The 15,742-nt window shown below is 61.8% G+C and carries 12 protein-coding genes; 8 read left to right on the top strand and 4 right to left on the bottom strand.

All coding sequences use genetic code 11. The annotated features are described in order from the left end of the window. Positions 1–16 precede the first annotated feature (16 nt). Positions 17–346 (bottom strand): hypothetical protein, encoded by a 330-nt coding sequence (locus BLS27_RS12950; RefSeq protein WP_043215108.1) that lies wholly within the window; start codon positions 344–346, stop codon positions 17–19. Between the two features lie 105 nt (positions 347–451). Then, complete coding sequence (locus BLS27_RS12945; RefSeq protein ID WP_090345079.1) at positions 452–1,150, bottom strand: M949_RS01915 family surface polysaccharide biosynthesis protein; 699 nt, start codon at positions 1,148–1,150, stop codon at positions 452–454. Between the two features lie 116 nt (positions 1,151–1,266). Between BLS27_RS12945 and rapA the strand changes: the two genes are divergently transcribed. Both rapA and BLS27_RS12935 read left to right on the top strand, forming a co-directional pair. Then, a complete protein-coding gene (gene rapA / locus BLS27_RS12940) occupies positions 1,267–4,113 on the top strand; it encodes an RNA polymerase-associated protein RapA (protein ID WP_090345077.1) in 2,847 nt (948 codons plus the stop codon). 227 nt (positions 4,114–4,340) lie between these two features. Beyond that, a complete protein-coding gene (locus BLS27_RS12935) occupies positions 4,341–6,605 on the top strand; it encodes a putative bifunctional diguanylate cyclase/phosphodiesterase (protein ID WP_043215115.1) in 2,265 nt (754 codons plus the stop codon). Here BLS27_RS12935 and BLS27_RS12930 read toward each other — a convergent pair. Further along, entirely contained in the window at positions 6,505–7,392 is an 888-nt protein-coding gene (locus BLS27_RS12930; RefSeq protein ID WP_043215117.1) for an NAD(P)-dependent oxidoreductase, read from the bottom strand. The two genes, BLS27_RS12935 and BLS27_RS12930, sit on opposite strands and share 101 nt — an antisense overlap. 125 nt (positions 7,393–7,517) lie before the next feature. On the opposite strand from BLS27_RS12930, the gene BLS27_RS12925 reads away from it, so the two are divergent. After that, a complete protein-coding gene (locus tag BLS27_RS12925; RefSeq protein WP_043215121.1) occupies positions 7,518–9,698 on the top strand; it encodes a hypothetical protein in 2,181 nt (726 codons plus the stop codon). Between the two features lie 223 nt (positions 9,699–9,921). On the opposite strand, the gene BLS27_RS12920 is transcribed toward BLS27_RS12925, so the two are convergent. Then, positions 9,922–10,227, bottom strand: coding sequence for a DUF2288 domain-containing protein (locus tag BLS27_RS12920; RefSeq protein ID WP_043215123.1), 306 nt, complete (start codon positions 10,225–10,227; stop codon positions 9,922–9,924). Between the two features lie 357 nt (positions 10,228–10,584). Between BLS27_RS12920 and BLS27_RS12910 the strand changes: the two genes are divergently transcribed. The 5 genes from BLS27_RS12910 (at position 10,585) to BLS27_RS12890 (ending at position 15,567) form a co-directional block, all read left to right on the top strand. Further along, the gene (locus tag BLS27_RS12910) at positions 10,585–11,703 is read left to right on the top strand and encodes a branched-chain amino acid ABC transporter substrate-binding protein (protein WP_043215128.1); all 1,119 of its coding nucleotides are present in this window, start codon (positions 10,585–10,587) and stop codon (positions 11,701–11,703) included. A 221-nt stretch (positions 11,704–11,924) separates the two neighbouring features. Next, the gene (livH, locus tag BLS27_RS12905; protein WP_043215131.1) at positions 11,925–12,848 is read left to right on the top strand and encodes a high-affinity branched-chain amino acid ABC transporter permease LivH; all 924 of its coding nucleotides are present in this window, start codon (positions 11,925–11,927) and stop codon (positions 12,846–12,848) included. After that, positions 12,845–14,101 (top strand): high-affinity branched-chain amino acid ABC transporter permease LivM, encoded by a 1,257-nt coding sequence (locus BLS27_RS12900; RefSeq protein ID WP_043215133.1) that lies wholly within the window; start codon positions 12,845–12,847, stop codon positions 14,099–14,101. The genes livH and BLS27_RS12900 overlap by 4 nt, the downstream gene beginning before the upstream one ends. Next, the gene (gene livG / locus BLS27_RS12895) at positions 14,098–14,865 is read left to right on the top strand and encodes a high-affinity branched-chain amino acid ABC transporter ATP-binding protein LivG (protein WP_043215134.1); all 768 of its coding nucleotides are present in this window, start codon (positions 14,098–14,100) and stop codon (positions 14,863–14,865) included. Before BLS27_RS12900 ends, livG begins: the two co-directional genes overlap by 4 nt. After that, a complete protein-coding gene (locus BLS27_RS12890; RefSeq protein WP_043215137.1) occupies positions 14,866–15,567 on the top strand; it encodes an ABC transporter ATP-binding protein in 702 nt (233 codons plus the stop codon). It begins immediately after the preceding gene. Positions 15,568–15,742: the final 175 nt, after the last annotated feature.

Raw genomic sequence — 15,742 nt, 5'->3', positions numbered from 1 at the left:
GCCGATGCTGACCAGCTCAGACTTCGATATCCACCAGCAGCCCCTGGCGCGGTCGCTCGCCCAGCGGCGATACCGGTACAGTGTTGTCGGCGTTAAGCTCATCATCCGGCACAGCGCTGAACGGCTCGTCCTGATCTTTTTGCTGACGCTGCTGTTGTTGCCGGCGTTGCTCTTCGCGCAACAACAGGGCCTGCTCCTGCGGGTCGCGCTGGTGACGCAGATCGATGGTGCCGTCGCTCGAGCTGGGCTGCGCGGGGACCACCGGCGGAATGGGCGGGGTCTGTTTGACCGGATCCTGTTGCGAAGTCACCGGTGCGGCGCTGAGCGGAATGATGGGCGGCAGCATGGAAATCGTCTCCTGTTACCCTTGTATCGGCCAACGCCCGGCCGCCTTGAGCGACCGCTCGCAAGCCCCTTCATGGTCAGGTGCCCGGAGTATAGGACACCGCCTTCATTGGACCTCGACGTCATCTTCGGTCGGCTCATCGGCCGATGGACTGGTTTCGCTCCAGGGCCGCTTGTAGACCTGCTGCCACACCGCATCCATATGATCGCGCAACACCTGCGGCGCACTCTTGAGCGAGGCGCTGTCCTCGCGCTCGCCGCCGACTGGCTCCTCACCGGCCGGCGTGATCAGTGACTGGCCGGTAATGCTGTAGACCGCCTGCCCTTCGCGCATCTCGATGGCGATGTCATGGGGATCGATACCGCCACCACAGAAGGCATGGCTGGCCACGGTCAGTTCGGCGACGCCATCTTTGTTCAGGTCGCTGACATCACTGACATCGGTGTAGAAGTCCACGTCCAGATCCAACCCCGGGCAACTGGTCTCCTGTTCAATCTGCCAGCGGGACTTGAACGCATCCGCCTGCGCGCTACGCCCATAGAGGGTGGCCTTGAGCACCACCTTGTCGACTTCCTGCTCGGTTTCGGCGTCAGTGGCCTGGCCGTCGGTTCGGCTGAGCACCAGCAGGCCTTCGCCGTCACGGTCACGGAAATGCACGCTCTTGATCGGGGTCTGCACGCCCAGCACTTCCAGCTGCTCGGCGGGAATCGGCGGCAAGGTCTCGAAGTTTTTCTGGTCACAGGCAGCCAGCAACAAACTGCTCAGGGCCAGGGAGGCATACAACCAGCGGTGCTTGGCAAGCATGGTGGCGTGGGGCCCTCGTTGTGCAACGGTATTCGTCGATGAACAGCTAGACTCTTTGGTCTAACCGGCCCTATCCGTTAACATAGCCGGCTTTTCATCGCGGGAGTTCAGGCAGTATGGCGCAGCAGTATCAACCGGGGCAACGCTGGATCAGTGACAGCGAAGCCGAGCTCGGCCTGGGGACCATCCTGGCGCAGGATGGCCGCCTGCTGACCGTGCTCTACCCGGCCACTGGCGACACCCGCCAGTATTCCCTGCGCAATGCGCCGCTGACCCGCGTGCGCTTCTCGCCTGGCGACCAGATCACTCATTTCGAGGGTTGGAAGCTGACCGTGCGCGAGGTCGAGGACGCCGATGGCCTTCTGGTCTACCACGGCCTCGACGGCCAGAACCAAGCGCGAGTCCTGCCGGAGACCCAGCTGTCCAACTTCATCCAGTTCCGTCTGGCCAGCGACCGCCTGTTCGCCGGGCAGATCGACCCGCTGTCGTGGTTCTCCCTGCGCTACAACACCTTGCAGCACACCAGCAAACAGATGCTCTCGACCCTGTGGGGTCTGGGCGGCTGCCGCGCCCAGCCGATCGCGCACCAGTTGCACATCGCCCGTGAAGTGGCTGACCGCATTGCGCCACGGGTACTGCTGGCCGACGAAGTAGGCCTGGGCAAGACCATCGAAGCAGGCCTGGTGATCCATCGCCAGCTGCTCTGCGGGCGCGCCAGCCGCGTGCTGATCCTGGTGCCGGAAAACCTGCAGCATCAGTGGCTGGTGGAAATGCGTCGGCGCTTCAACCTGCAAGTGGCGCTGTTCGATGCGGAGCGCTTCATCGAAAGCGACGCCAGCAACCCGTTCGAAGACGCCCAGCTCGCGCTGGTGGCGCTGGAGTGGCTGGTCGAAGACGAGAAGGCCCAGGACGCTCTGTTCGCCGCTGGCTGGGACCTGATGGTCGTCGACGAAGCGCACCACCTGGTCTGGCACGAAGAACAGGCAAGCCCCGAGTACGCCTTGGTCGAGCAACTGGCCCAGGTCATCCCGGGCGTGCTGCTGCTCACCGCCACTCCCGAGCAATTGGGCCAGGACAGCCACTTCGCCCGCCTGCGCCTGCTCGACCCCAACCGTTTCCATGACCTGGCCGCCTTCCGCGCCGAGAGCGAGCACTATCGCCCGGTTGCCGAAGCCGTTCAGGAACTGCTCGACGAAGGCCGTCTGTCACCCAAGGCCCACGCCACCATCGAAGGCTTCCTCGGTGCCGAGGGCGAAGCGCTGCTGGCCGCTGTCACCGACGGCGACAGCCAGGCCAGCGCACGCCTGATCCGTGAGCTGCTCGATCGCCACGGTACCGGCCGCGTGCTGTTCCGTAACACTCGCGCGGCGATCCAGGGCTTCCCGGAGCGCCAGCTGCACCCCTACCCATTGGCCAATCCGGCGCAATACCACGATCTGCCGAGCGGCGAACGTGCCGAGCTCTATCCGGAAGTGGCCTTCCAGGCCCAGGGCGAAACCAGCGACGACGAGCGTTGGTGGCGCTTCGATCCGCGGGTCGACTGGCTGATCGACACCCTCAAGATGCTCAAGCGCACCAAAGTGTTGGTGATCTGCGCCCACGCCGAGACCGCCATGGACCTGGAAGACGCCCTGCGCGTGCGCTCCGGCATTCCGGCCACGGTGTTCCACGAGGGTATGAGTATCCTGGAGCGCGACCGCGCCGCTGCCTACTTCGCCGACGAAGAGTTTGGCGCCCAGGTGCTGATCTGCTCGGAAATCGGCAGCGAAGGCCGCAACTTCCAGTTCGCCCACCACCTGGTCATGTTCGATCTGCCGGCCCACCCCGATCTGCTCGAGCAGCGCATCGGCCGCCTGGACCGTATCGGCCAGAAACACACCATCGAGCTGCACATCCCCTACCTGCAGGACAGCCCGCAGGAGCGCCTGTTCCAGTGGTACCACCGGGGCCTTAACGCCTTCCTGGCCACCTGCCCGACGGGTAACGCCTTGCAGCACCAGTTCGGCCCGCGCCTGCTGCAGCTGCTCGAAGGGGGCGATAGCAAGGCCTGGGAGGCGCTGGTAGATGAAGCCCGTGCAGAGCGCGAGCGTCTGGAAGCCGAGCTGCACAGCGGCCGCGACCGGCTACTGGAGCTCAACTCCGGTGGTGCGGGCGAAGGTCAGGCGCTGGTGGAGGCGATTCTCGAACAGGACGACCAGTTCGCCCTGCCGATCTATATGGAAACCCTGTTCGACGCCTTTGGCATCGACAGCGAAGACCACTCGGAAAACGCGCTGATCCTCAAGCCGAGCGAGAAGATGCTCGACGCCAGCTTCCCGCTGGGCGACGACGAAGGCGTGACCATCACCTATGACCGCAACCAGGCGCTCTCGCGCGAGGACATGCAGTTCCTGACCTGGGAACATCCGATGGTCCAGGGCGGCATGGATCTGGTGCTGTCCGGTTCCATGGGCAACACCGCGGTGGCGCTGATCAAGAACAAGGCGCTCAAGCCTGGCACCGTGCTGCTCGAGCTGCTCTATGTCAGCGAAGTGGTCGCCCCTCGCAGCCTGCAGCTGGGTCGTTACCTGCCTTCGGCGGCCCTGCGCTGCCTGCTCGATGCCAACGGCAACGACCTGAGCCCTCGTGTGGCTTTCGAAACCCTCAATGACCAGTTGGAAAGCGTGCCCAAGGCCAGCGCCAACAAGTTCGTCCAAGCCCAGCGCGATGTACTGGCCAAGCGCATCGCCAGCGGCGAAGCCAAGGTCATGCCTAGCCATGTAGAGCGCGTGGCCGAGGCGCAGCGCCGCCTGGCCGCCGAAGCTGACGAAGAACTGGCCCGCCTGACCGCGCTCAAGGCCGTCAACCCGAGCGTACGCGACAGCGAAATCGACGCCCTGCGCAAGCAGCGCGAAGAAGGCCTGGCCATGCTGGAAAAAGCCGCCCTGCGCCTGGAGGCGATCCGCGTCTTGGTCGCGGGCTGATCTGCATCCTCGCGCAGGCTTCGCCAGCGCCTACCGTGTTTCGACGACCTGTAGGCGCTGGCGCTCACCGCCAAGCTTAGATCCGCGCGCTATTAAGCCAATATCCAAATGGTTGAAATCAAAGTGCCATTAATCAGGAAGGCTTAACCACTCATTTCTATACTGCTGCAGAACGGTCTCCACCGGCTTTTTTGGGGACGAGTGCGAACTCGACGAAGAGGCATGCAATGGAGTGGTTGGGACTGCAATTGTTCGCCAAGCTGCCAACTACCGGCCAGATCTTCCTGGACTGCCGCCATGACCCCCTGCTGGTTCTGCTGGCCTATGGGGTGGCCTGCATTGCCTGTTTCGCGACGCTGGACATGGCCGAACGCCAGAGCCAGAGCGAAGACCCCATGGCCCGACGGCAATGGCGTGTGCTGGGCGCCTGTTGTCTGGCCGCCGGCATTTGGGCGCTGCACTTCATCAGCACACTGGCCTTGCAGGCACCGGTCGATATTCGCTACGACGTGCCGATGACCGGCTTGTCACTGCTGATCGCCCTGCTCACCGCCTGGTTCGCGATGAACAGTCTCGATCGGGACGAAATGCGTCTGGGCCATTACGTGCAAAGCGCCCTGCTGACCGGGCTGGGCATCGTGCTCATGCATTTCGCGGGGATGGCGGGCCTTAAGATCAACGCCAACCAATTCTACGAACCCGTCCTGACGTTCCTGGCGCTGGCCGTCACCCTCGGCGCCAGCCTGCTGGTGCTGTCGATGGGACGTTTTTTCAGCCGAGGCAGCGGCACCCTGCATCTGGCCAGCAAGTACGCCGCCAGCCTGCTGATAGCAGGCGGCCTGATCGGCACGCATTTCATCAACATGGCTGCCATGACGCTGGTGGTTCCCGTCGACACTGCCTTGCGTCTGCCTTCGGCCGACAACAGTCTGCAATTGGGCCTGACCGTCGCCTTGATTACCCTTCTGATCAGCGGTAGCAGCATCAGCGCCGCCTTGTCCGACAGAAAACTGCAGAGCAAAGAGCACGACCTACGTCGGGTCAATGTCCTGCTCAGCCAATTGGACCAGGCGCGCGCCTCCCTGCAGCAGGCCGCCCATTACGATGCCCTTACCAACCTGGTCAACCGCCGCGGTTTCAACCAAGTCTTCGCCGAACGCCTGTGTGAACACGCCAACAGCGAAAACCGGCTGGCGGTGATGTTCCTGGACATCGATCATTTCAAACGGATCAACGACAGCCTTGGCCACGCCGCAGGCGACGAGCTGCTCAAGGTCATCGCCGGCCACATCAAGGCCGCAACCCGTAACCAGGATCTGGTAGCCCGTTTTGGCGGAGACGAGTTCTGCATCGTCACCAGCCTCAACAACCGCGACGAAGCACGCCACCTGGCCCAGCGCATCATGCAGAGAATGAAGGACCCGATCGACCTAGGCGGCCGGCGCATGGTCATGACCACCAGCATCGGCATCAGCATCTTCCCTGATGACGGACGCACGGCCGAAGAGCTGCTCAAGAATGCTGATCTGGCGCTGTACCAATCCAAGGGTTGCGGGCGCAACAGCCTGAACTTCTTCAACAGCAGCCTGAAGACGCGCGCGACACTGGAGTTGCAACTGGAAGAAGAGCTGCGCGTGGCCCTGCTCGAAGAGCGAGGACTGTGCGTTCACTACCAGCCGATCTTCGACCTGCACAATGGCCAGGTCGCAAAGCTCGAAGCCCTGGTGCGCTGGCAGCACCCCCAGCACGGCCTGCTCAGTCCGGACCGTTTCATCGGTATCGCCGAAACCAACGGTTTGATCGCCGATCTGGACTTGTGGGTACTGCGCCGGGCGTGTCATGACCTGGCGCAGCTCAATCGCCACGGCTATAGCAACCTCAAGGTCACGGTCAATTGCTCGGCGGTGACCCTTGGCCGCGAGGAGTTGCCCAATGAAGTGGAAAGGGCGCTGTTCCAGGCCGGGGTGTCCGCTCGTCAACTGGAGCTGGAAGTTACCGAGAATGCCTTGATGGGCGATATCCAGCGGGTCGTCAGCCTGCTCAAGCGCATCCGCGCCCAAGGCGTGGCCCTGTCGATCGATGATTTCGGCACTGGATATTCATCACTGGCCTACCTCAGGCGCCTGCCGCTGGACGTACTCAAGATCGATCGGTCGTTTATCCAGGACGTGCCGGGGAGCCAGAAGGATCGCGAGATTGTCCAGGCGATCATCATCATGGCCCACACCCTGCACCTGCAGGTCGTCACCGAGGGCGTCGAGACCACCGAGCAGCATGCCTTCCTCGCCGCCCACGGTTGTGATTTCCTGCAGGGCTACCTGCTCAGCCGCCCGGTGCCCCTGGCCGAACTTCAGCCGATCCTCGAGCGCCTCGACGGCCAAGCGCCAACGTTCAGTCCTTGTTGCGATACAGCTCTACCAGTGTCGCCGGATCTTTTTGCAGATACCCCTGGCTACCGTGCAAGCGCATCAGTTGCGCAGCCAGGCCACTGACCGGTGTCGCCGAACCCTGCTCGCGCGAGAATTTCACTGCGGTATCCAGGTCCTTGAGTAGCGTGCGCACATGCCACTTGATCGGCTCGAACCGACTCTCAGCCATTTGAGGCGCCAGGATCTGCAGTGGCTTGGAGTCGGCAAAGCCCCCAGCCAGGGCCTCGGCGATCAGGCGAGCGTCAACGCCCGATTGCTCGGCCAGCGCGACAACCTCGGCGATGACCAGCGCGTTGCACGCCACGATCATCTGGTTGCAGGCCTTGGTCACCTGGCCTGCCCCCACACCGCCCATGTGCGTGACCCGCTGCCCCAGGGTCAACAACACTGGGCGCACGCGCTCCAGATCCTGCGCCTCGCCTCCCACCATGATCGCCAGCGTGCCGGCCTCGGCGCCCGGAGTACCGCCGGAGACCGGCGCATCCAGCCAGGCCATGCCGCACAGCGCGGCAAGCTCGGCCGCCATCTCACGGGTAGCGGTCGGCTCCAGGCTGGAGAAATCCACCAATAGCTGGCCGGCACGTCCGCCCTGGGCAATACCTTGCTCGCCGAATACCACCTCCCGCACCACAGCCGTATCGGCCAGACACAGCAGCACGATATCCGTGTCGCGGCACAACTCGGCGGGGCTGGCGGCTTGGCGCGCACCGGCCGCCACCAGTTCGGCGCACTTTTGCCGGTTGCGGTTCCAGACCGTCAACGGGTAACCCGCCGCCAGCAAGCGCTGGCACATCGGCAATCCCATCAGTCCGATTCCGGCGAACCCCAGCGAAGGCAATGCAGTACTCATGAACTACTCCAAGCAGACGATTAAAGAAGCATGACAAACAGACGATACAGTCGCGTAATCCCACCCGTGATGGCTAGATGACATAACTTGTCCGACGGCCCACCACCCAAGGCAAATGGCGCACTATGACCCTAACAACTACTTCTGCCAATGCGGTGCCCGAGTCGTCGATCCCCTCCCCCCTGCCCACGGGTGCCGCCCGGGACCTCGCGCCGTTGCGCAGTGTGCCCACGCAGCAATACCTGTACTACACCGAACCGGACATCCAACGCATCCTCGATAATCTCGATGGCCTGCGCGACCTGGTGTTTCCGCAGAACCTGCACGCCGAGGATGAGAACCAGCTGCGCCTGGAGCAACAGTTCCCTTCGGTGTGCTTGATCGGCCTGGGCCGCTGTGGCTCGAACATCGCCCTTGACGTGGCCGAGCTGGTCTACAACGCCCGGACATTCTTCCTCAACGAGTTCAACAACGAGGATCGGCACAAAGGCGAAACTGGCTACAGCCCAGCGCGCTGGATCCGCCAGAACCTGCGTCTGGTACAGAACAAGGCCATGAAGCCGGTGTTTCTGGTGGAGCCGCTGGTGATGCTCGGTGACCTGGACAAGGACATTGCCGGGCGCATCCGCTTCTCCCGCCAAGGCGAGCGCGGTGGATTCTTGCGTGACTACAGCAAGATGAAAATCATGGATCTATCCGAGGTCCACGCCGGCGGGGCCGGTAACGCGCCGATCCTAGGCCAGTACCTGGCCAAGATCATCCTCAACAAGGACACCCAGCGTTTCTCCAGCGCCGACTGGAAACTGATCCACTCGTACCTGATCGACTCCTGCGGCATCAAAGCCAACCAGTCGCGCCTGTATTTCTACATCTTCAGCGCCGGCGGCGGTACCGGCTCGGGCATGGCCTCGGAATTCGGCCTGGCCCAGCAGTACTCGTACATGAACAAGACCTTCGATACCAAGCCAGCCGACGAGAACGACGGCAAGAGCGGTCACTCGTTCGTCTTCGAACCGATCTTCACCAGCGGCATCTGCGTGCTGCCGAATATCTCCGACCACCGCAGCGAGATGTCCGAGGCATTGCACATCAATGCCGGGCGCCTGTTGTGCAAGTACCTGTCGGAAGAATGGGACTTCTCGTACAACTTCGATAACGAAGACAGCAGCGAAGCCAGCGTCATGGGGCGCATCCGCCCCTGGAATGCCATGATGCTCATCTCCAACGACATCATGCGCTACGCCGAGGAAAGCGACGACGGCACGATCCAGAACATCGACGTCAACGCCATGGAGAAGCACGCCAACCAGTACATCTCCCAGCAGATCTTCAACATCCTTACGGCCCAGGCCGTGACCACCGACTACGACCAGAACTACTTCCGTCGCGCCGGCATCGACATTGGCGAAACCATTCGCCTGGACGCCAACGACCTGTTCATGAGCCTGGCAGGCCCGGTCGCCATCGCCTATGCCGAGTCGGTGGTGCCGGAGCGCCCTGCGCCGGCTTCGGACAAGTTCAAGGTGTTCGAGAAGGAAAGCCCGCGGCTGGACATCGACGATCTGTTCTTCCGCTCCATCGACCTGCCGCACTTCAACAAGCAGACCCAAGCCATCGAAGGGATCAGCCTGCTGCCGATCGAATCGCGTCGCTACCGCGCGGCGCTCGAGCAATACCAAGCCTCCGGCTATGACGCCGCGGCCCTGCATGACCTGCACTTCTTCAAGAACTGCTCCTCGGTGGTGTCGATCGTGTCGCTGCCCAAGGACTACAAGCTGTCGTACATGGACCTGAACCGGCTCAAGACCCACCTCAACAGCCTGTTCCCCAATACCACGCTCAAGCGCTACGCGCTGGTCATCGGCGCCTCGGCGAATCTGTCGCTGACCACCCTGATCGCCAAGAGTCCGTGCCTGTCGGACGACTTCCTGACACTGATCGTGGCCTTCATCAAGCGCTGCTTCGCGCGTACCCCGTACCGCTTCGACGACACGCTGGACAACGCCATCCTCGAATTCATCACCAGCGAGCACTTCGCCGAAGAACGCATCGACGACCTGCTCAACGAGTTCGAAAACCCGGCCAAGATCCTCGACACCAACTGGTACGCGATCAAACCGATGTACGAGAAGAAGTACCGCGAGTTGATCAACGACAAGAGCCGCTTCGTCTCGATCAACGACATCCGCCTGTCACGCGAGTGCGTGAAGAAAGCAGTGAAATACCTGCGCGAGATCTTCCGCCACCGGATTGGCAAGACTCGGGTCATCTCTCTGAACAACCATACCGGGCGGGTAGATTACTAATGGACCGCTTGGGGCCGCGTCGCGGCCCATCGCAGGCTTGGCCAGCTCCAGGGATTCAACTGGCGCTGGCCAAGGCTGAAGCGGGATGTGCATTACGCATGCCGTAAACTGTTACCGCCACGCCGAACCACGGCGCCGTTGTTACTTGTTTCCACCTTACGTGAGCGTCAATGCGCACCCTTGTGGCGCGCTGTGCGTTTTCGCGCACTAAAAACGCCCGTGCTTATTCCGGTTTCTTTACCTGGATCACGATAAACGGCGAAACGACCACCGCCCAGATCTCTGGATCGCGGCTTTGCAGGTCCAGCGCCTGCTCTGCGGTGACGGGCGCCACAGTGCCATCATTGCGCCACTTGGCAAAGATCTCGCTGCGATTCTCGGCCATCGCCTCGGCAACAGCGATCAGGTCCAGGCTGGGGTCGACCCAAATCAGGTCACCTTTGGCCCAGAAACGCTCCAATGCTTTCCACTCGATGATTGCCGTCTCGCCGAGCAATTTGGCATAGAGGGTGCTTGCTTGATCAGTCATGGGTTCCTACCGGCAGAAATGTGGCATTTGAAAAGGCCGGCATTTTTGCAGAAAAACCCGGTTTCAAATACGTAAATTGGTCGATCAGTCCCGAAGTTGTGGGGTGGGGCCAAGGATGCAGGCAAAGTAATGGCGCTTTTCTGTATCTTTGTTTCGATCAGGCGACACCCGGAGAAAGTCGCGCTTTTCGCCCGCTTTTCAAGCGCTCGAAGGGCGCTCTACACTGTACCGGTACAGTTCCGGGACATGTTCCGGGGGAAGGTAGGCTTGCGACATGGCGTGGCCATGCCGGAGCCGCCCGATCTGTAGCCCTGGCCGCCAGGACTATAAGAATTACAACAGAATGAGTGGAGCACTATGATCAAGATTTCCAAGCTGTTCGCCGCAATGGTTCTGGCCGGGGTTGCCAGCCATTCGTTTGCCGCCGACACCATCAAGATTGGTATCGCCGGCCCTAAGACCGGTCCGGTCACCCAGTATGGCGACATGCAGTTCATCGGCGCGAAAAAAGCCATCGAGGACATCAACGCCAAAGGCGGTATCGACGGCAAGATGCTCGAGGCCAAGGAATACGACGACGCGTGCGACCCTAAACAGGCCGTTGCGGTCGCCAACAAAGTGGTCAACGATGGCGTCAAGTTCGTGGTCGGCCACCTGTGCTCCAGCTCCACTCAGCCTGCGTCGGATATCTACGAAGACGAAGGCGTTATCATGATCACCCCGGCTGCCACCAGCCCGGAAATCACCGCCCGTGGCTACAAGCTGATCTTCCGCACCATCGGCCTGGACAGCGCCCAGGGCCCTGCCGCCGGCAACTACATTGCCGACCACGTCAAACCAAAGGTCGTCGCGGTCCTGCACGACAAGCAGCAGTACGGCGAAGGCATCGCCACCGCGGTCAAGCAGACCCTGGAAGGCAAGAACGTCAAGGTCGCTGTCTTCGAAGGCCTGAACGCTGGTGACAAGGACTTCTCCTCGATCATCCAGAAGCTCAAGCAGAACAACGTCGACTTCGTCTACTACGGTGGCTATCACCCAGAACTGGGCCTGATCCTGCGCCAAGCCCAGGAAAAAGGCCTGAAAGCCAAGTTCATGGGTCCAGAAGGCGTCGGCAACGATTCCATCTCGCAGATTGCCCAGAATGCCTCCGAAGGCCTGCTGGTCACCCTGCCCAAGTCCTTCGACGCCGACCCTGCGAACAAGGCCATCGTCGACGGCATCAAGGCCAAGAACCAGGATCCGAGCGGCCCGTTCGTGTTCCCGGCTTACTCCGCCGTCCAGGTGATCGCTGACGGCATCAAGGCCGCCGGCACCAGCGACGACGCCGAGAAAGTCGCGGCCGAAATCCACAAAGGCACCTTCAAGACCCCGACCGGCGACCTGTCGTTCGACGACAAGGGCGACCTGAAGGACTTCAAGTTCGTGGTTTACGAATGGCACTTCGGCAAGCCGAAGACCGAAGTCTCCCCCCAGTAACAGCGTGACTAGCTAACCGAAAGCCCACTGTGTGAGCAGTGGGCTTTGTTTTACGAGGTTCATGGGCCCGATTCCCGCGATCCGGGAGGGGGTTCACCTGAAAATCTTAAAACCGTCACCCGCGGTTCCCTGGCCGTGCCTGTCATCGTTGCCAAGCCCACGATGCGGGACGGGTTCACCACCCGCCAGCGAATGCAAATCAGGTTTTTAGGAGCGCTGTAATGCCTGAGATCTACCATTTCTTCCAACAACTGGTTAATGGATTGACCATCGGCAGCACCTATGCCTTGATCGCCATCGGCTACACGATGGTGTACGGCATCATTGGCATGATCAACTTCGCCCACGGCGAGGTGTACATGATCGGTTCCTACGTGGCCTTCATCGCCCTTGCGGGCCTGGCCATGATGGGTATCCATTCGCTGCCGATCCTGATGACCGTCGCTTTCGTCGCGACGATCTTCGTCACCAGTGCCTATGGCTATAGCATCGAACGGGTCGCCTACCGGCCGCTGCGCAACAGCAACCGCCTGATCCCGCTGATCTCTGCCATCGGTATGTCGATCTTCCTGCAAAACACTGTCCTGCTTTCCCAGGACTCCAAGGACAAATCTATCCCCAACCTGATTCCGGGCGCTTTCTCGTTCGGGCCGGGCGGTGCGGAGGAAGTCCTGGTGTCCTACATGCAGATCCTGGTGTTCGTGGTCACATTGGTGGCCATGACCTGCCTGACCCTGTTCATCTCCCGTTCCCGTCTGGGGCGCGCCTGCCGTGCCTGCGCCGAGGACATCAAGATGGCCAACCTGCTGGGCATCAACACCAACAACATCATCGCCCTGACCTTCGTCATCGGCGCCGCGCTGGCGGCGGTGGCGGCCGTGCTGCTGAGCATGCAGTACGGGGTTATCAACCCCAACGCCGGCTTCTTGGTGGGCCTCAAAGCCTTCACCGCGGCGGTACTGGGCGGCATCGGCAGCATCCCGGGCGCCATGCTCGGCGGGCTGGTGCTGGGCGTGGCCGAAGCGTTTGGTGCCGATATCTTCGGCGACCAGTACAAGGACGTCGTGGCGTTCGGCTTGTTGGTTCTTGTCCTGCTGTTCCGGCCGACCGGCATCCTGGGCCGTCCGGAGGTTGAAAAAGTATGAACAGAAATCTCAAACAGGCGTTCTTCAGCGCCTTGCTGGTATGGGCGGTGGCCTTCCCGGTACTGGGCCTGAAACTGAGCATCGACGGCATCAGCCTGGCCGTGCACAGCCAGGGCTCGTTCACCATCAGCATCATCGCCGTGTGCTCGGTACTGATGTTCCTGCGCGTGTTGTTCGACAAGCAATGGAACTCGGTGATGGGCCGCCGCTCGGATCGCAAACTGATCCCTCCGGCCGTCAGCAACTACCTGACCCTGCCCAAAACCCAGCGCTATGTGATCATGGGTTTGATCGTCGCGGCGCTCGTATGGCCGTTCTTCGGCTCGCGCGGCGCGGTCGACATCGCCACACTGATCCTGATCTACGTGTTGCTGGGCCTTGGCCTGAACATCGTGGTCGGCTTGGCTGGACTGCTCGACCTGGGTTATGTCGGCTTCTACGCCGTCGGCGCCTACAGCTACGCCATGCTCTCGCACTATCTGGGCTGGAGCTTCTGGGTATGCTTGCCGATCGCCGGCTTGATGGCCGCCACGTTCGGCTTCCTGCTCGGTTTCCCGGTGCTGCGCCTACGCGGTGACTACCTGGCGATCGTGACCCTCGGCTTCGGCGAGATCATCCGCCTGTTCCTGCGTAACCTCACCGACTGGACCGGCGGCCCCAACGGCATCAGCAACATCCCCAAGCCGGAGTTCTTCGGCCTGACCTTCGAACGCCGCGCCGCCGAGGGAATGCAGACCTTCCATGAGTTCTTCGGCCTGCCGTACAACTCGATCAACAAGGTCATCTTCCTCTACCTGGTGGCCCTGCTGCTGGCGTTGCTGGCGCTGTTCGTCATCAACCGCCTGCTGCGCATGCCGATCGGCCGCGCCTGGGAAGCGTTGCGCGAGGACGAGATCGCCTGCCGTGCACTGGGCCTGAACCCGACCGTGATCAAGCTGTCGGCCTTCACCCTCGGCGCGTGCTTCGCAGGTTTCGCCGGTAGCTTCTTCGCCGCCCGTCAGGGTCTGGTGACACCGGAGTCGTTCACCTTCATCGAGTCGGCGATCATCCTCGCCATCGTCGTGCTGGGCGGCATGGGTTCGCAGCTGGGCGTGATCCTCGCGGCCATCGTGATGATCCTGCTGCCGGAGCTGATGCGTGAGTTCAGCGAGTACCGGATGTTGATGTTCGGTGCCCTGATGGTGTTGATGATGATCTGGCGTCCGCAAGGCCTTCTGCCTATGCAACGTCCCCATATGGAGCTGCGTCGATGAGCCGCGAAATTCTGCAAGTCAGCGGCCTGAGCATGCGCTTCGGCGGCTTGTTGGCGGTCAACGGCGTGGGCCTGACCGTCAAGGAGAAACAAGTGGTGGCGCTGATCGGCCCGAACGGCGCCGGCAAGACCACCGTCTTCAACTGCCTGACCGGCTTCTACAAGCCCAGCGGTGGCACCATCCTGCTCGACGGCCAGCCGATCCAGGGCTTGGCCGGCCATGAGATCGCTCGCAAAGGCGTGGTACGGACCTTCCAGAACGTGCGTCTGTTCAAGGAAATGACCGCCCTGGAAAACCTGCTGATCGCCCAGCACCGCCACCTGAACACCAACTTCTTCGCAGGCCTGTTCAAGACCCCGAGCTTCCGCCGCAGCGAGAAGGAGGCCATGGAGCGCGCACAGTACTGGCTGGAGAAGGTCAACCTGACCGAGTTCGCCAACCGTACCGCCGGCACCCTGGCCTACGGCCAGCAACGCCGGCTGGAGATCGCCCGCTGCATGATGACCCAGCCTCGGATCATCATGCTCGACGAACCAGCCGCCGGCCTGAACCCCAAGGAGACCGAGGACCTCAAGGCCCTGATCGCCTACCTGCGCGAATCCCATAACGTGACCGTGCTGCTGATCGAGCACGACATGAAACTGGTGATGAGCATTTCCGACCACATCGTGGTGATCAACCAGGGCACGCCCCTGGCCGATGGCACGCCGGAAGAAATTCGCGGCAACCCTGATGTGATCAAGGCCTACCTGGGGGAGGCGTAAATGCTGAAGTTCGAGAACGTTTCCACCTTCTACGGCAAGATCCAGGCGCTGCACAGCGTCAACGTGGAGATCAACCAGGGCGAGATCGTCACCTTGATCGGCGCCAACGGCGCCGGCAAATCCACCCTGCTGATGACCCTCTGCGGCTCGCCCCAGGCCCACAGCGGCAGCATCAAGTACCTGGGTGAGGAACTGGTCGGCCAGCCCTCCTCGCACATCATGCGCAAGAGCATCGCGGTGGTGCCGGAAGGCCGCCGTGTGTTCGCCCGCCTGACCGTGGAGGAGAACCTGGCAATGGGCGGTTTCTTCACCAACAAGGGCGATTACCAGGAGCAGTTGGACAAGGTTCTGCAGCTGTTCCCGCGCCTGAAGGAACGCTACGTACAGCGAGGCGGCACCATGTCCGGTGGCGAGCAGCAAATGCTGGCCATCGGCCGGGCGCTGATGAGCAAGCCCAAGCTGCTGCTGCTCGATGAGCCTTCTCTGGGCCTGGCGCCGATCATCATCCAGCAGATCTTCGACATCATCGAACAACTGCGCCGTGACGGCGTGACGGTGTTCCTGGTCGAGCAGAACGCCAACCAGGCGTTGAAGATCGCCGACCGCGCCTATGTGCTGGAGAACGGCAAGGTAGTGATGCAGGGTACCGGTGAAGCGCTGCTGGTCGACCCGAAGGTGCGCGACGCCTATCTGGGCGGCTGATCGACCTACGATTGAAAAAGGGCCTTCGGGCCCTTTTTCATGTCTGAAAGGCAGGCGCCTCATCCACCGGGCATGCCCTCCCGTTTTACCCACGAACGAGCCGGCACAATCAACCCCACGCTTGTGATAGACGTCCAGCCTGAGTAACGTGGCCAGCTCTTTTGCAACGTTTTCG

Source organism: Pseudomonas guariconensis (genome assembly GCF_900102675.1).
Lineage (GTDB): Bacteria > Pseudomonadota > Gammaproteobacteria > Pseudomonadales > Pseudomonadaceae > Aquipseudomonas > Aquipseudomonas guariconensis.
This window is presented reverse-complemented; position numbering and strand designations above follow the sequence as displayed.